20 protein-coding genes are annotated in these 17,742 nt (G+C 39.8%); 7 read left to right on the plus strand and 13 right to left on the minus strand.

Features of this window, described 5'->3' with window-relative positions:
• The first annotated feature begins 14 nt into the window (after window positions 1-14).
• Complete coding sequence (locus CIK00_RS18635) at window positions 15-812, plus strand: class II glutamine amidotransferase (RefSeq protein WP_101770114.1); 798 nt, start codon at window positions 15-17, stop codon at window positions 810-812.
• Between the two features lie 81 nt (window positions 813-893).
• On the opposite strand, the gene purN is transcribed toward CIK00_RS18635, so the two are convergent.
• Together purN and purM are read right to left on the minus strand one after the other, a co-directional pair.
• A complete protein-coding gene (purN, locus tag CIK00_RS18640) occupies window positions 894-1,535 on the minus strand; it encodes a phosphoribosylglycinamide formyltransferase (protein WP_101770115.1) in 642 nt (213 codons plus the stop codon).
• A 4-nt stretch (window positions 1,536-1,539) separates the two neighbouring features.
• A complete protein-coding gene (purM, locus tag CIK00_RS18645) occupies window positions 1,540-2,580 on the minus strand; it encodes a phosphoribosylformylglycinamidine cyclo-ligase (protein WP_101770116.1) in 1,041 nt (346 codons plus the stop codon).
• A gap of 201 nt (window positions 2,581-2,781) precedes the next feature.
• On the opposite strand from purM, the gene upp reads away from it, so the two are divergent.
• Window positions 2,782-3,408 (plus strand): uracil phosphoribosyltransferase, encoded by a 627-nt coding sequence (gene upp, locus CIK00_RS18650; RefSeq protein WP_101770117.1) that lies wholly within the window; start codon window positions 2,782-2,784, stop codon window positions 3,406-3,408.
• Window positions 3,409-3,503: 95 nt separating this feature from the next.
• Here upp and CIK00_RS18655 read toward each other — a convergent pair whose 3' ends face one another.
• On the minus strand, window positions 3,504-4,757 hold the full coding sequence (locus CIK00_RS18655; RefSeq protein WP_101770148.1) for a uracil-xanthine permease family protein: 1,254 nt from the start codon (window positions 4,755-4,757) through the stop codon (window positions 3,504-3,506).
• Window positions 4,758-5,032: 275 nt separating this feature from the next.
• On the opposite strand from CIK00_RS18655, the gene CIK00_RS18660 reads away from it, so the two are divergent.
• Window positions 5,033-6,199 (plus strand): DUF2066 domain-containing protein, encoded by a 1,167-nt coding sequence (locus tag CIK00_RS18660; RefSeq protein WP_233426578.1) that lies wholly within the window; start codon window positions 5,033-5,035, stop codon window positions 6,197-6,199.
• A gap of 103 nt (window positions 6,200-6,302) precedes the next feature.
• On the opposite strand, the gene CIK00_RS18665 is transcribed toward CIK00_RS18660, so the two are convergent.
• From CIK00_RS18665 to bepA, 4 genes are read right to left on the minus strand one after another with little or no spacing between them, the layout of a single operon-like run.
• Window positions 6,303-6,725 (minus strand): DUF2069 domain-containing protein, encoded by a 423-nt coding sequence (locus CIK00_RS18665; RefSeq protein WP_101770119.1) that lies wholly within the window; start codon window positions 6,723-6,725, stop codon window positions 6,303-6,305.
• A 14-nt stretch (window positions 6,726-6,739) separates the two neighbouring features.
• Entirely contained in the window at window positions 6,740-7,339 is a 600-nt protein-coding gene (wrbA, locus tag CIK00_RS18670) for an NAD(P)H:quinone oxidoreductase (protein ID WP_193435491.1), read from the minus strand.
• Window positions 7,336-7,692, minus strand: a complete 357-nt coding sequence (arsC, locus tag CIK00_RS18675; protein WP_101770121.1) for an arsenate reductase (glutaredoxin) — start codon at window positions 7,690-7,692, stop codon at window positions 7,336-7,338. Before arsC ends, wrbA begins: the two co-directional genes overlap by 4 nt.
• Window positions 7,693-7,721: 29 nt before the next feature.
• The gene (bepA, locus tag CIK00_RS18680) at window positions 7,722-9,188 is read right to left on the minus strand and encodes a beta-barrel assembly-enhancing protease (protein WP_101770122.1); all 1,467 of its coding nucleotides are present in this window, start codon (window positions 9,186-9,188) and stop codon (window positions 7,722-7,724) included.
• Window positions 9,189-9,351: 163 nt separating this feature from the next.
• Between bepA and CIK00_RS18685 the strand changes: the two genes are divergently transcribed.
• The gene (locus CIK00_RS18685) at window positions 9,352-9,606 is read left to right on the plus strand and encodes a sulfurtransferase TusA family protein (protein ID WP_233426579.1); all 255 of its coding nucleotides are present in this window, start codon (window positions 9,352-9,354) and stop codon (window positions 9,604-9,606) included.
• A gap of 5 nt (window positions 9,607-9,611) precedes the next feature.
• On the plus strand, window positions 9,612-10,682 hold the full coding sequence (locus CIK00_RS18690; RefSeq protein WP_101770123.1) for an AI-2E family transporter: 1,071 nt from the start codon (window positions 9,612-9,614) through the stop codon (window positions 10,680-10,682).
• A gap of 75 nt (window positions 10,683-10,757) precedes the next feature.
• Here CIK00_RS18690 and bcp read toward each other — a convergent pair whose 3' ends face one another.
• Window positions 10,758-11,222 carry a thioredoxin-dependent thiol peroxidase gene (bcp, locus tag CIK00_RS18695; RefSeq protein WP_101770124.1) on the minus strand — a complete coding sequence of 155 codons (465 nt, stop codon included), beginning with the start codon at window positions 11,220-11,222 and terminating at the stop codon, window positions 10,758-10,760.
• Window positions 11,223-11,295: 73 nt separating this feature from the next.
• Window positions 11,296-11,832, minus strand: a complete 537-nt coding sequence (locus CIK00_RS18700) for an ACT domain-containing protein (protein ID WP_101770125.1) — start codon at window positions 11,830-11,832, stop codon at window positions 11,296-11,298.
• A 359-nt stretch (window positions 11,833-12,191) separates the two neighbouring features.
• Between CIK00_RS18700 and dapA the strand changes: the two genes are divergently transcribed.
• Window positions 12,192-13,070 carry a 4-hydroxy-tetrahydrodipicolinate synthase gene (dapA, locus tag CIK00_RS18705; protein ID WP_101770126.1) on the plus strand — a complete coding sequence of 293 codons (879 nt, stop codon included), beginning with the start codon at window positions 12,192-12,194 and terminating at the stop codon, window positions 13,068-13,070.
• Between the two features lie 51 nt (window positions 13,071-13,121).
• Window positions 13,122-14,132 carry an outer membrane protein assembly factor BamC gene (gene bamC / locus CIK00_RS18710; RefSeq protein ID WP_101770127.1) on the plus strand — a complete coding sequence of 337 codons (1,011 nt, stop codon included), beginning with the start codon at window positions 13,122-13,124 and terminating at the stop codon, window positions 14,130-14,132.
• A gap of 83 nt (window positions 14,133-14,215) precedes the next feature.
• On the opposite strand, the gene lipA is transcribed toward bamC, so the two are convergent.
• From lipA to CIK00_RS18730, 4 genes are all read right to left on the minus strand, one after another.
• Entirely contained in the window at window positions 14,216-15,187 is a 972-nt protein-coding gene (gene lipA / locus CIK00_RS18715; RefSeq protein ID WP_101770128.1) for a lipoyl synthase, read from the minus strand.
• Entirely contained in the window at window positions 15,184-15,834 is a 651-nt protein-coding gene (gene lipB, locus CIK00_RS18720; RefSeq protein WP_101770129.1) for a lipoyl(octanoyl) transferase LipB, read from the minus strand. The genes lipA and lipB overlap by 4 nt, the downstream gene beginning before the upstream one ends.
• 221 nt (window positions 15,835-16,055) lie before the next feature.
• A complete protein-coding gene (gene ybeD / locus CIK00_RS18725) occupies window positions 16,056-16,337 on the minus strand; it encodes a DUF493 family protein YbeD (protein WP_101770130.1) in 282 nt (93 codons plus the stop codon).
• 216 nt (window positions 16,338-16,553) lie between these two features.
• On the minus strand, window positions 16,554-17,726 hold the full coding sequence (locus CIK00_RS18730) for a serine hydrolase (protein ID WP_101770131.1): 1,173 nt from the start codon (window positions 17,724-17,726) through the stop codon (window positions 16,554-16,556).
• Between the last annotated feature and the right edge of the window lie 16 nt (window positions 17,727-17,742).

Genomic DNA, 17,742 nt, shown 5'->3' on the forward strand with positions numbered 1-17,742 from the left:
GAGCAGAAATAAAAATGTGTGAATTATTAGGCATGAGTGCCAACGTACCAACAGATATTTGTTTTAGCTTTACTGGTTTAATGCAGCGTGGTGGTAATACAGGACCACACCGTGATGGTTGGGGAATTACCTTTTATGAAGGTAAAGGATGTCGAACGTTCAAAGATCCTAATCCAAGCTGTCAATCACGTATTGCCGAGTTGGTGCAACAATATCCAATAAAGAGTCATGCTGTTGTGAGTCATATTCGTCAGGCTAATCGTGGTGGGGTGAGTTTAGAAAATACGCATCCTTTTACGCGTGAGCTATGGGGTAATTATTGGACTTTTGCTCATAATGGTCAACTGACAGGTTATGAGCAATTAGTGACTGGCCGCAATCAAGCGGTGGGTGATACTGACAGTGAAATTGCATTCTGTTGGTTAATGAACCAGTTAGAGATTCGTTTCCCGGTCTTGCCTACTGATATGACGCCAGTATTTGGTTATTTTGCGGAGTGTTGTGACACATTACGTCAATTGGGTGTGTATAACATGCTACTGAGTAATGGTGAGTATGTACTAACGTATTGTACTAATAACTTACATTGGATCACTCGTCGAGCTCCGTTTGGTAAAGCATCATTAATTGATGAAGACGTAACGATTGATTTTCAACGTGAAACAACCGCCAATGATGTAGTAACGGTGATTGCTACTCAGCCGTTAACCAATGATGAAAATTGGCAGAAGATGGTAAGTGGTGAATTTCGTGTGTTCCATTTTGGTGAAGTGGTTTATGATGCAATTGCAGTAGATGTTAGTACTTGCTAACGGTAATGCCCGCTATTAGTAACAGATAATAAAAAGGCGATCTCAATGAGGTCGCCTTTTTTAGATAAATAGATTAAGTCATTACAGTGCAGCATAGCCTTGTGGTGGCAGTTTGTTACCATCTAGCACCGCATCACCATTTTGCATTAATAATCGCTGACTCAGTAGCCATTGGATCACTAATGGATAGATATTATGTTCTTGTCGTTGTACTCGTTCAATAACATCATCGACACTGTCTGTTGTGAAAATTGGCACTTTAGCCTGTAAAATAACGGGGCCACCATCTAACTCTTCGGTAACGAAATGGACACTGGTGCCATGTTCTGTGTCTCCCGCATCAATAGCGCGCTGGTGGGTGTTTAATCCCGTATATTTAGGTAACAAGGAAGGATGAATGTTAAGCATTTTCCCTTGATAATGGTTGACGAAATCTGCAGATAAAATCCGCATAAAACCCGCTAACACAATCACATCAGGCTGATAAGCATCAATTCTTTCAATCAGAGCTTGATCATAATCTTGGCGGTTGGCGTAATCAGTTACAGCAATAGAAAGTGTCTCTATGTTGGCAAATTGGGCTCGCTCAAGGCCATAAGCATCGGCTTTATTTGAGATCACAGCAGCAATACGGCTATTTTTGATGATGCCATTGGCACAACTATCAATAATCGCTTGTAAATTAGTGCCATGTCCTGAGATTAAGACAACAATATTATGCATAGCTTTAGTTAATCTCTACTTGCTCTTCACCGACTGCGGCTGTAGCAATTTCACCGAGCAGCCAAGCATTTTCGCCTTCGGCCTGTAAAATTTCAATTGCAAGTGCTGCTTGCGCTGGTGGTAAAGCAATCACTAAACCGACACCACAGTTGAAGGTTCGGTACATTTCATAGGTATCGACATTACCCGCCTGTTGTAACCAGTTAAAAATAGCAGGCCATTGCCAGCTGTTGCCATCAACAACGGCTTTAGTACCTTGTGGTAATACGCGTGGGATATTTTCCCAGAAACCACCACCAGTAATGTGAGAAATGGCATGAATATCACAGTTCTCAATCATTTTTAGCGCTGATTTGACATAAATTCTAGTGGGTGTTAATAAATGTTCAGATAGTTTTTTACCGTCAAGATCTTGATTAAGATCTGCTTGGGAAATTTCTAATATTTTACGAATTAATGAATAACCGTTTGAGTGGGGACCACTTGAACCGACAGCAATAAGTGCATCGCCAGCAGTGACTTTTGAACCATCAATGATGTCAGCTTTTTCTACCACACCAACACAGAATCCCGCGACATCGTAATCTTCGCCATGGTACATGCCCGGCATTTCAGCAGTTTCACCACCGATGAGTGCGCAACCTGATTGAATACACCCTTCACCAATCCCTGCTACAACGCTGGCTGCAGTATCGATATCCAGTTTACCTGTGGCGTAATAGTCTAAGAAAAACAATGGTTCAGCACCTTGTACAATCAGATCATTAACACACATGGCCACCAGATCAATACCAATGGTATCGTGCTGTTTTAGATCTATAGCAAGGCGAAGTTTAGTTCCTACGCCATCAGTTCCTGACACTAAAACGGGTTCTTTATATTTAGTTGGTAGTGAACATAAAGCACCAAAACCACCAATTCCCCCCATAACTTCAGGGCGATGAGTGCGTTTAACTACGCCTTTAATACGGTCAACTAACGCATTACCAGCATCAATATCAACACCAGCATCTTTGTAACTAAGAGAAGAGTTTTTGTTGCTCACAGATGATCCCTCAAACGTATTAAAGTAAAAAACCAAAATATAATAACAGCAGTTATTATAGTAAGGCAAACGTTTGCGTCAATTTGTGAGTATGGCTATTTTTTAGCCAATTAAACATTTGATACTATCGGCAATCGATTGGCTTGGTATATAATGCTGCGATTTTTATATTTTTTTATAATTTAGTTCCCAGGAGTCGAGATGAAAGTCGTTGAGGTGAAACACCCGCTGGTTAAACATAAGATTGGTCTTATGCGTGAAGGTGATATTAGCACTAAGCGTTTTCGCGAATTGGCAACCGAGGTTGGTAGCCTATTAACGTATGAAGCGACTTCAGACTTCGAAACAGAAAAATTGATCATTGAAGGTTGGAATGGTCCAGTTGAAGTTGATCAACTAAAAGGTAAAAAAGTGACTGTAGTGCCTATTCTTCGTGCCGGTTTAGGTATGATGGATGGTGTATTAGAGCATATGCCAAGTGCACGTATCAGTGTTGTTGGTATCTACCGTGATGAAGAAACGCTAGAGCCTATTCCGTACTTTAATAAATTAGCGTCGAATATTGATGAGCGTATTGCATTGGTTGTTGATCCAATGCTAGCGACTGGCGGTTCAATGATTGCAACGCTTGATCTATTAAAAGAACATGGTTGTACGCAATTTAAGGTATTGGTACTTGTTGCTGCGCCTGAAGGTATTGCGGCTTTAGAAAAAGCGCACCCAGATGTAGAGCTATATACAGCGGCTATTGATGAAAAGCTAAATGATAAGGGTTACATTATTCCTGGTCTTGGCGATGCGGGCGATAAAATTTTCGGTACTAAATAATTTTAGTATTGATTATCGCTGATATAAAAAACCGGACCAAGAATGTCCGGTTTTTTTTATTTTAATTGGTCGTCTATAAATGACAATTGTTGTAATTATAGATGTTCAGTATCTTCAATTTGTGCATTATCAACCACATTAGTTTCACCTAAATCTTGTGGTAGAATCAGGTTCAATAAAATAGCAACAATACCGCATAGGCTCACACCTTGTAAGCTAAATTCACCGATACCAAATGCCATTCCACCAATACCAAATACTAATGTTACGGCTACAATCACGAGATTGCGGGCTTTATGTAAATCGACTTGATTTATTATCAGAGTATTTAATCCAACCGTTGCAATCGAACCAAATAATAAAATCATTATGCCGCCCATTACTGGTACTGGAATAGTTTGCAGTATTGCGCCTAATTTACCAACAAATGCTAAAACAATTGCAGTAACCGCTGCCCAAGTCATGATGACTGGATTAAATGCTTTGGTCAGCATAACGGCACCTGTGACTTCTGAGTAGGTAGTATTAGGTGGTGCACCAAGAAAAGAGGCGACAATTGTTGCAATGCCATCACCCGCCATTGTACGGTGTAAGCCTGGTTTTTTGAGGTAATCTTTTCCTGTTACATTAGAAATAGCTAAAATATCACCGACATGTTCTACCGCAGGTGCAATTGCTACTGGAATCATAAACAAGACAGCATTGATATTGAATTCAGGCAAGGTGAAATTAGGAACAGCCAGCCAACTTGCTTGCACAACAGGTGTGAAATCAATAACACCAAAACCAAGACTAGTAACGTAACCTGCTGTAATACCGCCAACGATTGGAATTAATTTTAGAATACCTTTAGCAAAAACACTTAAGGTAATAGTGACCGTAAGGGAAATCGCTGAGATCCATAAAGCAGTATCGTGAGCGATTAATTGCACGTCACCGCCGCCAGTTTTACCTACTGCCATATTCACTGCCGCGGGTGCTAATCCTAAACCGATCACCATGATGACTGGACCGACAACAACGGGAGGTAATAAGCGATGAATAAATCCAACACCACGAATCTTGATGATACCGCCCATGATGACATAAACCACGCCCGCCATCATGAGACCCCCCATAGTGCTTGCAACACCCCATGTTTGGATGCCATACATCATAGGAGCAATAAAGGCGAAAGATGAGGCTAGAAAAATGGGTACCGATCGTTTAGTCACGACTTGAAATAAAAGTGTGCCAGCACCTGCGCCAAATAAAGCTACATTAGGATCCAGTCCTGTTAATAACGGAACCAGAACTAATGCGCCAAATGCTACAAATAACATTTGTGCACCTTGAAGAACCTGCATCATGATATTCATCTCTAAGTAAAAAAAATCGCGCAATCCTATCACGAAAGCAAACGATAACCTAGATTAATAAAAGACGAAAAGTACCTGTAATTGCTCGAATTTAGAACGAATGGCGTTTTGTTTGCATATGAGTGATCTTTGCACTATTAAAAATGTGAGTTATAAAATGATATTGCTGAAATTGTCGAATAATTTTCCCATTCTCTGCGCTATGATACGGCACCAATGATAAAACCTGTTGTCTGCTTTAATAGGTCCATTTTTTTGAGTTAACCATGAGTCTTACTATGTTGCGATTTGCATTATTATTTTTAGCGGTATTGGTATTGCCGGTACAAGCTGCGACGGTAAATGATCTTTATCGAACCCAAGTTACTTTGATCGGAAGCGACCAACAAGCCGATCAAGCTGCCCGTGAACAGGGATTAGCAAATGTGTTGGTAAAAATATCAGGTAATACTGATATTTTAAATAACGCTACGATTAAAACTGCGATTACTAATAGCGGTCGTTATGTTAGTCAGCTTGGTTATAGTCAAGTTGATGGTCAACGCGCTATTAATTTAAGCTTTGATAAAAACCAAATTAAACAATTATTGATTAAATCAAAAGCGAGTATTTGGAAAGATCAACGTCCAAATATTTTAGTGTGGATGGTCGATAATGATGGCCAGCAACGTAATATTCTGTGGGATCAGTCAACCAATGCGTTGGTTAACGACACCAAACAAGCCGCTGATAGCCGAGGCTTACCATTAACGTTCCCTGTGGGAGATATAACGGATGAAACGGCTGTAAATGCGTCAGATTTATGGGGTGGTTTTATTGATCCTATTGCTGTGGCAAGTACGCGTTATCATGCGGATGGGTTATTGTTGGTTAAAGCACAGCAGCAACCAGATGCCAATGTAACTTTACATTGGCAGTTTTATCCGCAGCAACCAAGTAAGATTGCAACGGCAGAAGTACAACCGATTACAGGTACAACATCTGGCACATTGGCACAATCATCAAATAAGATGATTAATCAAGTGACGGATTACTTAGCTAATAAATATGCCGTCGTTTTAGGTGGTGTTGCTGGTGGTAAAGTTAATATTGAAGTTGATAATATTCAGTCAACTGAAAACTTTTTTGCTCTAGAAAAAATGCTTAATGGTTTAACGACTGTGAACAGTGCTAATGCCATGAGAATTAAAGGCGATAGTGTTATTTTTCAATTAAATCTTCAAGGTTCTGAGCAGGCATTCCATCAAGAGATTAGCCATGATGATCAAGTGCGTCAAACTCAATCAGCAATAGCTTTTGCTGCTGATCCTGCCGTGTCGACTACCTCTGCAATAATCCCCGTGACAACGGATACTGTCAGTGCTGTACCATCAGTGACTGCTTCAAGTGCATTAACCGTAACGCCACAAAATATTTATTCTTGGAATAGTTAATTACATATTAACAAAGTAATTAGATGACGTTATTTTGAGTAAAATAAACAACCTCAGTATATTCAGTGCTGAGGTTTTTTTTATCACATTTTAGTGCTAACGATTAATCGTTATAGCGCGCATGCTCTTCACGCTCAACTTGTGATAATCGTTTTAATTTAATCCCTAGTTCTTTAGCCCGCAAACGCGCAAAAAGAATGTTACTAACAAAACATACACTAACGATAATCAACTCGATGGCAGCTAATCCTTGTTCACCATCATTGAGGACGATAAGCGTGACGGCATGCAGAACATAAAACATTAGAATAAAATTTGCCCATGCATGGGTATAAGGTTTTGCGGCAAATATTCCGGGTAAGGGTAATAATAAGGGGATGACCCATAACGCGGTGATGATGAATGCGGATAATTGAGGATGAGGCGATAGTTGTAATTGCCATAGGCTAATGAAAATAATCAAACTGCAATAATTGATCAATGCAGATTGACGAGCAAAATGTGTTAGTCGTTGCATTTTGGGCATGAAGACTCCTTTTTCTAGCCACTTAATTTACATGCTATGGTTGCTAAACGCCGTCCAATGGCTTGAGCAAGTGCTATTTCATCTGGGTGTAATTGTTTATTTGTACCGTTATTAACATGCGATGCGCCATAAGGTGTGCCGCCATGATGTGTTGTGTGTAACAACGGTTCTGAATAGGGAATCCCCACAATTAACATTCCATGATGTAATAGCGGTAACATCATTGATTGTAGCGTAGTTTCTTGACCGCCGTGTAATGATGACGATGAGGTAAATACGCAGGCAGGCTTATCGATTAATGTGCCTGATAGCCATTCACCACTGGTACTGTCTAAAAAGTGCTTGAGTGGGGCTGCCATATTGCCAAACCTGACCGGACTTCCCATCGCCATTGCTGAACATTGCTTGAGATCATCATGAGTGACAATGGGATCAGTACTTGTTTCTATTCGTGTCGATATTACTGATGTCGTCGGTATTGTATGAATGTCTGCTACCGTTCTTAGTATCGCTTCACAGCCATCGACTTGTTCGATGCCACGGCAAATATGACGTGCTAATTGGCGCGTATTACCATGAAGACTGTAATAGAGTACTAAGATTTTAGTCATTATAAAATACTCAAAACATGCTCAGGTGGACGTCCCATTGCGGCTTTATCGTTGTCACTGTTAACCACAATTGGTCGTTCAAGTAATTTAGGGCACGATATGATTGCTTCAAATAAAGCGTGATCCGTTAGTGTTTCCGCATCGAGTTGTTGTTCTTTATATTGTTGTTCTTTAGTTCGCATCATCTCACGTACATTGCTATAACCAAGTTGACGGTAAAGTTGTTGTAGTTGTTCAATAGCGGGAGGGGTGTCTAAATAATGAATGACGGTTGGCGTAATACCATGCTCTGTCAGTAAAGCTAATGTTTCACGACTTTTTGAACAACGCGGATTGTGATAAATCGAAATAGTCATTGTTAATTCCTTATCAATAAAAAGAGCCACTAAAAAGAAGAACGTAAAGCTTCAAATTTGGCTTGTTGAAGGCGAAGTTGATCCAATCGTGCATCATAACGCGCTTGATCGAGTGAACCTAGTTTTGCGCGTTGCGCCGCTTGCGTGTAGTTACTGATTGCCAGCCCCCATTGTGCCCGTAATGCGGCTAATTCACCCATTGCTGCGAGCTCACCATCACGTTTATTTTGTTTGGCATAATTTTGTGCTAATAATGCCCAGCCATTAATATCATTAGGTTGCTGATAACTATAACGGGTCAGTATGTTAATACTTTGCTGGTAACGTTTAGCTTCTAATAAAGCATTGGCTAAATTAAGTTGTAACACGCTACTCTCTGGTTGATATTGTAATGCGTTTTTTAAACGAGTGATCGCTTTATCATATTGTTTTTGATATAAATTTAAGTCTGTTGCCGCGTCGATGTAAAATAAATTATTAGGTTCAGCTGTAAGTAATGGCAACAATAATTGTTGAGCTTTAGCATACTGACCTTTATCGATATAGACCAAGCTCTTACCATAATTAAGTTCTTTATGTTGGTTGGCTGGTGCTTTTTTGAGTTCAGTATTAAACCAGTTTAAGGCTGATGTTTGGCTAAAACCGACATAGCGTGCCACCATACGTGATTTCGCCAACAGATAGTGTTCAGATGGTGGCAATCTAACGACTGAATAATTATTCGCACGTAAACGACTGTCTGTAATGCGTGATTCTGGTAATGGGTGACTAAGTAACATTGGGGGTAATTTAGTGGTATAGCGGTATTGTTCGGCTAAACGTTCAAAAAAATGTGGCATTGCTTGTGGATTAAAACCTGCCTTGGCGAGGGTAGATATACCGATGCGATCTGCTTCTTTTTCATTACTACGGGTATGGTTTAACATACCTTGTATTGATATCGCTGTTGTTGCGTGTAATGCTGCTATCCCCGCTTCAGGTGCTGCAATTACTAATAATAAAGAGCCTAGCATCGCTGCCATTGTCGCTGGGTTTTTCTTTGCTTGATCTTCTAAAGTACGAGCAAGATGGCGTTGAGTGACATGAGCAATTTCATGTGCGATAACTGACGCGAGTTCACTTTCCGTTTTAGCATGTAAAAATAATCCTGAATGGACTCCAATATTACCGCCAAATAAGGCAAATGCGTTGATCTCATAATTCTTAATCAAGAAAAAATCAAACGGTGTTTTAACACCATCAGCATTAGCAACTAATTTATGCCCAAGATCTTGGATATATTCTGATAATACGGGATCATTAATAATGGGACGACTGGCGCGCATTATTCGCATGTACATCTCACCATATTCAATTTCTTTATCAATAGTCAGCGTTGATGCTGCTGTCGTACCAATGTCAGGTAATGAAGAGGCGTTATTCGCTATAGCCGGCAAGCTAGTACTTAACAAGGCTGACAGTAAGATATAGGTTGGTGCTTTAGCAAATTGGAACATATAAATAATACAACCACCATGTCGATTAATAAGGGAAAACGGGGCAATTATCGATAACCTTCTGCATTGTTACGACAGCGAATTTTAGCTTAGGTTCGCTATTGTGATATTTCGCTTTGTGGTTATCTCGCTTATTCCTTGCGGTTAAGGTTACAATACGATAATGGATAATCACTGTCACGCAATTGGAATGGAAATCCTAACACTTGATCTCATGGCTCACCGTTGTCCATTAGCATTATTGATAGTAAAGCGAAAATGTCGCGATTTATTGTCGACCCAGAAACTTGACATTAAGGTTTTAGCCGACGGCACTAAAATGGATATTATTCGTTATTTGAAAAACAATGGATTTATTCTTGATATACAGGCTGAAAATACCTATCAGCTGGTTATTTTTGTGAAAAAAGGACTGTAATTCTCATGCTGCATATGTTTAAAAGTTGGTATCAGCGCCGATTCTCTGACCCTCATGCTGTGAGTTTAATGATCATTTTAGCGGGGGCTTTTTTAACCTTATATTTCTTTGGTGGGTTAATCACACCATTGCTGGTTGCGATTGTGCTGGCGTATTTGCTTGAATCTCCCGTAGCACGTTTTACCCATTGGGGTCTGCCTCGTACATTTTCTGTTGCTATCGTGCTGATTATTTTTGCAGGGCTAATGGTGTTAGCTTTGTTTGGCTTAGTACCGACGATTTGGCATCAAATTACCAATTTAAGTGCTGATGTGCCGAAAATGTTTAATGATTTGCAGGTTTATGTCTCAAGTTTACCTGAACGTTATCCTGATTTTGTACAACCGCTTCAAGTGACTGTATTAACTGATACCTTACGTGAGAAAGTATTGACAGTAGGCGGTAGTGTAGTCAAAGGTTCATTATCATCATTAGTGAGTTTGGCGACACTCGGGGTCTATTTGATTTTAGTGCCATTATTGATTTTCTTTTTATTGAAAGATAAAGACATTATTTTACGTTCATTTATTGACGTTTTACCTAGTAATCGTCGTTTAGCGACTAAAGTAAGTGCTGAGATGAATCAACAAATCTCTAATTATATTCGCGGTAAAGTGATCGAGATCTTCATTGTTGGTATCGCGAGTTATATTGTTTTTGTTGTGATGGGACTTCAGTATGCTGCGCTACTTGGAGTATTAGTCGGTTTATCCGTACTAATTCCTTATATCGGTGCAGCAGCGGTGACAGTACCGGTTGCGATGGTCGGATTATTCCAATGGGGTTGGACACCTGAGTTTTGGTGGTTGTTAGCCGCTTACGGCATTGTACAAGCATTGGATGGTAATGTTTTAGTTCCTGTTCTGTTCTCTGAAGCGGTTAACTTACATCCCGTGGCAATTATTGTTGCGGTATTAGTGTTTGGCGGTTTATGGGGGTTCTGGGGCGTATTCTTTGCGATCCCATTAGCAACTTTAGTCAAAGCTGTGTGGGGCGCATTAGTGATGAAAGATAATACGCCTCCTGTTAGTTATTAACGTTATTAAGTAGTGTAAATACTAAAAAAAACCACAACGACTGATAACAGCCTTTGTGGTTTTTTTGTGATTAGATTACTGATTAAGGTAATCTAATACGACTTGATGATGATCTTTGGTTTTGAATTTATCAAACACGTGTTCAATCTTGCCATGCTCATCAATTAAGAAACTGATGCGGTGCAAACCATCATAAATTTTGCCCATGAATTTTTTCTCTCCCCACACGCCAAATTGATCAGCTACTGCATGATCTTCATCAGATAACAGGGTGAAGTTAAGATTATCGCGTTCAATAAATTTAGGTAAACGCTTAACAGGATCAATACTGATACCTAAAACAACCACGTTAAGGGCTTCTAGTTCAGCTTTACTGTCGCGTAAACCACACGCTTGAATGGTACAACCTGGGGTCATTGCTTTGGGGTAAAAATAAGCCAGTACTTTCTTACCTTTAAAATCACTTAAGCTGACGGGTTGGTCGTCTTGGTTGAGTAACGTAAAAGTGGGAGCGAGCATTCCTGCTGTTAGTGTATTCATGCAGCTGTCCTTTTAATAAGTCATAAACGTTAATATAACATGCGCTGTTATGGTGTGTTTTATGGGTAATTAATTAATGGTGACCAATAAAATTGACAGTACCGTGAGCGTTTAGTTGGCTACAAAGCGTTTCATATTCTTGTTGTAAGCTCACTAAATTACAGTCTTCGGGTAAATTGGTACTGATTTGAAGCACTAATTGATTGTCGATATCAGTATGACCATTTTCAATGGTGTTGGCACTCAAGGTTGAGATGTCAATTTTTCGGCTAGCCATGAAATGGGTGAAATGTTTAATCAGCCCTGGGCTATCTTTTGCTTCAATATGAAAATCCGCCGTATATGGAAAGAAGCGAGCAATATGTTTATTGGTGCGTTTCATCACCGTGATTAAATCATGCTCTTGGCCTTTTAGTGGCAACGTTGATTCAATTCTTGAGATAGCATTGCTATTGCCAGAGAGCAACATAATTAGCGTGAATTCAGAGCCAAAAAGAGCGATTCGACTATCAACGATGTTACAGCCACTGTGCGCGACAAGATGGGTGATCTCATCAGTGATACCTGGTCGGTCAGTACCTACTGCGGTTATTACAAGGTAATGTTCCATATTTAGCGCCATTTTTTCGTGATCATTATTAGCATGTTAGCACAGACTGATTCTTCAAAAGAGCGCAAATCATCATCAATAATCACAAATTTTTTTATTATAATTGTGTAGTTAACAAGAATAATGACTCATCAAAACGTATTTTTAGTGTTAGAAACGTTAAACACAACCGACAAGCTTAAAATGAATACGATAAAGCGCGTCAGTTAACGGTTTTCAGTCACCCTTTGCTTGAGTTTATAGTCGTGCAAAAGTACCATGACTTACAAACTAGCTATATACCGTAACCATTTTTATTGATTGGTTGTTAATGTTATTAGTTTAGAATCGTTACGATATATAAAACAGGGGAGACGGATATGTTTTCAGGAAGCATGGTAGCACTACTAACGCCATTTGGTCCTTCAGGTGAAGTTGATTATATCGGCCTAAAAAAGCTGGTTGATCACCATATTGCAGCAGGTACTACGGCTATTATTGCTGTTGGAACAACCGGTGAATCGACAACATTAACGGTTGATGAGCACATTAAAGTTGTTTTAAAAACGTTAGAATATGTTGATGGACGTATTCCAGTTATTGCAGGTACGGGGGCAAATGCAACCCATGAAGCGGTAACGATCACTAAACTGTTTTCTGGTACTGGAATTGCAGCCTGTCTAAGTGTGACGCCATACTATAATAAACCAACTCAAGAAGGTTTATATCAACATTATAAAGCGATTGCTGAAGCGACTGATATACCACAAATATTATACAATGTACCCGGTCGTACTGCGGTTGACTTACTACCAGAAACAGTGGCGCGATTAGCAAAACTTGATAATATTATTGGTATTAAAGATGCCACGGGTGATATTACTCGCGTTAAAAAAACACGGGAACTTTGTGGCGCAGATTTTATCCAACTAAGCGGTGATGATGCAACGGCGGTTGATTTTGTTGCTGAAGGTGGTCATGGCGTTATTTCTGTTACTGCCAATATTGCAGCAGCAGCAATGGCGACAATGTTTAACCTTGCGTTAGAGGGGAACATTGACGCGGCTCAAGAGATCAACCAACGCTTAATGCCATTACATACCAAACTGTTTGTTGAAGCGAATCCTATTCCAGTTAAATGGGCCGCTTACCAAATGGGATTAATTGAACACGATAACTTACGACTTCCGCTTACTGTTTTAAGCGAATCACAGCAGCCTATTGTTAAACAAGCACTTGTTGATGCTAACGTATTATAATACGTAGTTATTTATTAGTCGTTGTAACAATCTAGGAGCGCAGGAGCATAAATGAATTATAAATACCGGCTAGCATTAGCTGCCGTCGTAGTGACAACTATCACCGCATGTTCTGGTGGTACAGACAGTCGTCGACAGGCCGCGCAAGATTTTAATTATCTTAATACGCCATCACTTGAAAGTTGGACGTTGCCGGCAGGTGCTCAACCTTTTAGTAATACAAACTATGCTATTCCGCAACGTGTGTATCAAGGTGAAGTAGGTACTAAGGTTGATATTCGTCCACCATTACAGGTGTTAGAGTTGATCCCTGGCGTAACCTCTGCGATTGATCAGCAAGGTGTAACGCTGTTTATGCCATCGTCAAATGGCCTTATGAAGATCTGGCGTGTAACACAACAGCTAATTACGGATAATAAAGTCGGTATTGTAAAACAAAGTGCTGATCGTATTGATACTGATTGGGTTTCTTGGACCAATGATGACGAAGACACTAAGATCAGTACTCGTTATACGATTGCAAAATCACCTAATATTAATAGCTACCGTATTACGTTAACTGATTGGCGTGAAAACGGAGAAGTTAAACCGGTTAGTGCTGATAATAAGCGTCGTTACAGTATTTTAATGACCAATTTAGTGATGTCGAAGTACGATAATATGGCTCGTGAGCAAGCGCGTTTAGCGGCTGCTGAGCAATTGAAAAATATTCCAGTGGTAATGGGTACGGATCGTAGTGGTCTACCGATTATTATTGCACGTGCACCATATGATGATATGTGGGAACGTTTACCGATAATGTTACAAAAATTAGGCTTTACCGTTGAAGATCGTAATCGTTCACAAGGTTTAATTGAAGTTAAATACCGTCAGCCTGATGATGCATTTTGGACTCAGTTAGGTACGAAACCAATGAATTTAACCAATGATAAATATCGTATTTTGGTTGGTGATTTAGGTAATCGTACTTCATTGAACATTACTGATAATGAAGGTAAACCAGTAACAGTTTCTGTATTAGATTCTATTGCTCCGGTATTTGGCGCTGCTTTTGCTAAATAATTAACCTGTTATCTCGGTTATTAAAAAACCGCTTTAGTTGATCACTAAAGCGGTTTTTTTATTGAAACTAACTAACGAATTAATTATTTAATTTCAACACCTTGGGCTTGTAAGTCGGCATGGTAAGACGAGCGGACAAATGGACCACAAGCGGCATGAGTAAAACCAAGATCTAATGCGATTTGCTTTAGTTCATCAAACTCTTCAGGCGGTACGTAACGTTCAACCGGTAAGTGATGACGACTTGGTGCAAGGTATTGACCAAGAGTTAGCATGGTAACGCCATGAGCGCGTAAATCTGTCAGTACCTGAATGATCTCTTCTTTTGTTTCACCCAGTCCCATCATAACGCCTGATTTTGTTGGTACTGTTGGATGAATTTCTTTAAATTTCTTTAATAGATCCAACGACCATTGGTAGTTCGCTCCAGGACGTGCCTTACGGTATAAGCGTGGGGCAGTTTCTAGATTATGATTAAAGACATCTGGCGCTGTATCGTGAAAAATTTCTAGTGCACGATCCATGCGACCACGGAAATCTGGCACTAAGGTTTCAATATGAATTTTTGGGCTTTTTTCACGAATCGCATTAATACAATCAACAAAGTGCTGCGCACCACCATCACGAAGATCATCACGATCGACTGAGGTTACAACCACATAACGTAATTTCATATCTGCAATTGTTTGTGCTAAATGGCTTGGCTCTTCTGCATTGGGTGGTAATGGACGACCATGGGCAACATCACAAAACGGACAACGACGAGTACAAATAGCACCTAAAATCATAAAGGTAGCAGTACCGTGATTAAAACACTCTGCTAAATTCGGACATGATGCTTCTTCACAAACAGAATGAAGGTTGTTTTTGCGTAGGGCTGATTTTATTTCTTGAATGCGTTTACTGTCTGATGGCAGTTTTATTCTCATCCATGAAGGCTTACGTAGCACTTCTTTGGGTGCTTCTTCTTGGGCAACATTACGTACCGGAATTAATGCCATCTTATCTGCATCACGGTATTTAACGCCTTGTTCAATTTTAATTGGTTTGCTCATAGTTGATTGCTTTCCGTCATCCACTCGACCTGTGAGTAGTCGAGTAATTTTGTTAATTCTTCAATGAGTACCGGCTGAACTTCCATCAGTTCACTCGGGCCATTTAATGACGCGGTTTGCGTCATTTCCATTCCAGCATAGCCACAAGGGTTAATACGTTGGAACGGGGCCAAATCCATATTTATATTAAGTGCCAGACCATGAAAAGAGCAGCCGCGTCTGATCCGCAATCCTAATGAACATATCTTGCGATTGTCGACATAGACACCAGGTGCATCAGGGCGAGCATTAGATGTAATCCCAAATTGAGATAGCGTATTAATAATTGTGTTTTCGATGTGGCTGACTAGGTCACGAACACTGATTTTTTTTCTGCGTAAGTTAATCAATATATAAGCAACTTGCTGACCTGGACCATGATATGTCACCTGACCACCACGATCACTTTGAACGACTGGAATATCACCTGTGTTGAGCAGATGTTCTACCTTTCCAGCTTGACCTTGAGTAAAGACTGGGTGGTGTTCAACCAACCATACTTCATCAACTGAGTTATCAGTGCGGTCATTGGTGAATTGATGCATAGCATCAAAGGTAGTTTGATAATCACAACGGCCAAGATTTCTAATAATAAGAGATTTTTGCAAATTTGTGCCTATTTATTGATATAACGCAAAGCGTCATTTTATGACTGTGAACCAAGTCATTATACCTAAACTATCCAAAGATGCATGATTAACCCGTAATTCAGTGCTTATTAATAGTTTGCAGGGGGATATCGAAGGGGTAAAAGAAAGTAAAAGAAAAGAAAGAAGAGGGGATAAAGAGAAAAATGGCGACCCAGAAGTAGTCGCCATAGAGATTACTGCTATAGCACAACACGTACGATATCGATCGCACCAAGTTCTTTGTACAGTGTTTCGATTTGTTCAACATTAGTTGCATTTACAGTAACAGAAACTGCGGTATAAGTTCCTTTACTGCTTGGCTTAGATGTTGGAACGTAATCGCCAGGGATCGTTTTTTGGATAACTTCAACAATACGATCTGCTAATTCTGGTTTATTTTCACCCATGACTTTGAAAGCAAAGCTACAAGGAAATTCCAATAGGTCTTTTAGTTTTGGTTGTTCTTGCTCTTGTTCTTGCATATAGAACTCCAGAGTTGCGTTTATTCAAATTTAGGCCGTGTTATGGATCACAAAACACGAAGTATATTGGCATCTTAATGCGTCATTAGTTGGAACACAAGAACACAATTGAAGAGAGAGTACGAGGTTATTGCAAAATAGGTATGCAAGCTTGAGAAGCAAAAAAAAGCCGCCATCGGCAGCTTCTTTATGAGTGTTTTTGGTCGTGATTATGGTTTAAAACCAGCTTTGTACTAGCATCATTACATAATCAACCAAGCGACTAAAGAAGTTACCTTGCTGTACTTCAGTGAGTGCAACTAAAGGGTATTGAGCAATATCAGTATCACCTAAGCGGTAATAAAGCGTACCCATTACTTCACCTTTTTTAATTGGCGCTTTAAGTTCTTTCGTTAGTACGAAGCTTGCTTTTAAATCTTTAGCTTGGCTACGAGGGAGCGTAACGTAAGTATTTTCATTTACACCTAGATTTACTTTATCAGTAGCACCCATCCAGACTTTTTCAGTCACAAATGTTTGATCTTTTTTATAAGGCGTTAATGTTGTAAAAAAACGGAAACCATAAGTGAGTAGTTTTTTGCTTTCAGCAAGGCGAGCATGTTTACTCGCGGTACCCATAACGACGGAAATTAGACGCATATCGCCTTCCGTTGCGGTGCTGACTAAACTATAACCGGCATTGTTAGTATGGCCTGTCTTTAGACCATCAACATGCATGCTTTGATCCCACAATAAACCATTACGGTTATATTGGGTAATGCCGTTATATGTGAATGATTTTTCATCGTAGATCTTAAATTCATTCGGAAGATCATGGATAAGCGCACGCGCAAGAACAGAAAGATCATAAGGGGTGGTGTATAAATTGGGATTATCTAAACCATGGACATTGGTGAAATGGGTTGATTTCAGACCTAGATTTTTTGCCCAACCATTCATTAATTCAACAAACGCTTGTTGTGATCCCGCAACGTGTTCAGCCATTGCCACACAAGCATCATTACCTGAATCAATAATGATGCCACGGTTAAGGTCTGATACTTTAACGGTTTTACCCACTTCTAAGAACATCTTTGATGAACCTGGAAAGTTTTTAGCCCATGCTTTTTTACTGATAACGACATTATCATTAGGAGAGATATTGCCATTTTTAATTTCTTGACCAATAACATAACTGGTCATCATTTTTGTTAGGCTCGCAGGCGCTAGTTTTTCATTTTGATTGTGACCAGCAATGATTTTGCCTGAGTTGTAGTCAATAAGAACATAACCTTTAGCCGCAATTTGTGGAGCTTCAGGTACTACTGCTGGTGATGCAGCAACAGTAGCTGAAGCCAGCAGAGTGGCGGAGATGGCTACAGAACGGAAAAGCACAGCTGTTTTCTTCATGATATATCTAACTTTA

Source organism: Photobacterium carnosum (assembly GCF_002849605.1).
Taxonomy (GTDB): Bacteria; Pseudomonadota; Gammaproteobacteria; order Enterobacterales; family Vibrionaceae; genus Photobacterium; species Photobacterium carnosum.

What these genes read in the sequence shown, in the direction of transcription:
- dapA (WP_101770126.1), top strand. Translation starts at nt 12,192, where the DNA reads ATGTTTTCAGGAAGCATGGTAGCACTACTAACGCCATTTGGTCCTTCA.
- CIK00_RS18635 (WP_101770114.1), top strand. Translation starts at nt 15, where the DNA reads ATGTGTGAATTATTAGGCATGAGTGCCAACGTACCAACAGATATTTGT.
- CIK00_RS18730 (WP_101770131.1), bottom strand. Translation starts at nt 17,726, where the DNA reads ATGAAGAAAACAGCTGTGCTTTTCCGTTCTGTAGCCATCTCCGCCACT.
- CIK00_RS18690 (WP_101770123.1), top strand. Translation starts at nt 9,612, where the DNA reads ATGCTGCATATGTTTAAAAGTTGGTATCAGCGCCGATTCTCTGACCCT.
- CIK00_RS18665 (WP_101770119.1), bottom strand. Translation starts at nt 6,725, where the DNA reads ATGCCCAAAATGCAACGACTAACACATTTTGCTCGTCAATCTGCATTG.
- upp (WP_101770117.1), top strand. Translation starts at nt 2,782, where the DNA reads ATGAAAGTCGTTGAGGTGAAACACCCGCTGGTTAAACATAAGATTGGT.
- CIK00_RS18685 (WP_233426579.1), top strand. Translation starts at nt 9,352, where the DNA reads ATGGATAATCACTGTCACGCAATTGGAATGGAAATCCTAACACTTGAT.
- arsC (WP_101770121.1), bottom strand. Translation starts at nt 7,692, where the DNA reads ATGACTATTTCGATTTATCACAATCCGCGTTGTTCAAAAAGTCGTGAA.
- CIK00_RS18700 (WP_101770125.1), bottom strand. Translation starts at nt 11,832, where the DNA reads ATGGAACATTACCTTGTAATAACCGCAGTAGGTACTGACCGACCAGGT.
- lipA (WP_101770128.1), bottom strand. Translation starts at nt 15,187, where the DNA reads ATGAGCAAACCAATTAAAATTGAACAAGGCGTTAAATACCGTGATGCA.
- ybeD (WP_101770130.1), bottom strand. Translation starts at nt 16,337, where the DNA reads ATGCAAGAACAAGAGCAAGAACAACCAAAACTAAAAGACCTATTGGAA.
- bepA (WP_101770122.1), bottom strand. Translation starts at nt 9,188, where the DNA reads ATGTTCCAATTTGCTAAAGCACCAACCTATATCTTACTGTCAGCCTTG.
- CIK00_RS18655 (WP_101770148.1), bottom strand. Translation starts at nt 4,757, where the DNA reads ATGATGCAGGTTCTTCAAGGTGCACAAATGTTATTTGTAGCATTTGGC.
- CIK00_RS18660 (WP_233426578.1), top strand. Translation starts at nt 5,033, where the DNA reads ATGAGTCTTACTATGTTGCGATTTGCATTATTATTTTTAGCGGTATTG.
- purN (WP_101770115.1), bottom strand. Translation starts at nt 1,535, where the DNA reads ATGCATAATATTGTTGTCTTAATCTCAGGACATGGCACTAATTTACAA.
- bamC (WP_101770127.1), top strand. Translation starts at nt 13,122, where the DNA reads ATGAATTATAAATACCGGCTAGCATTAGCTGCCGTCGTAGTGACAACT.
- bcp (WP_101770124.1), bottom strand. Translation starts at nt 11,222, where the DNA reads ATGAATACACTAACAGCAGGAATGCTCGCTCCCACTTTTACGTTACTC.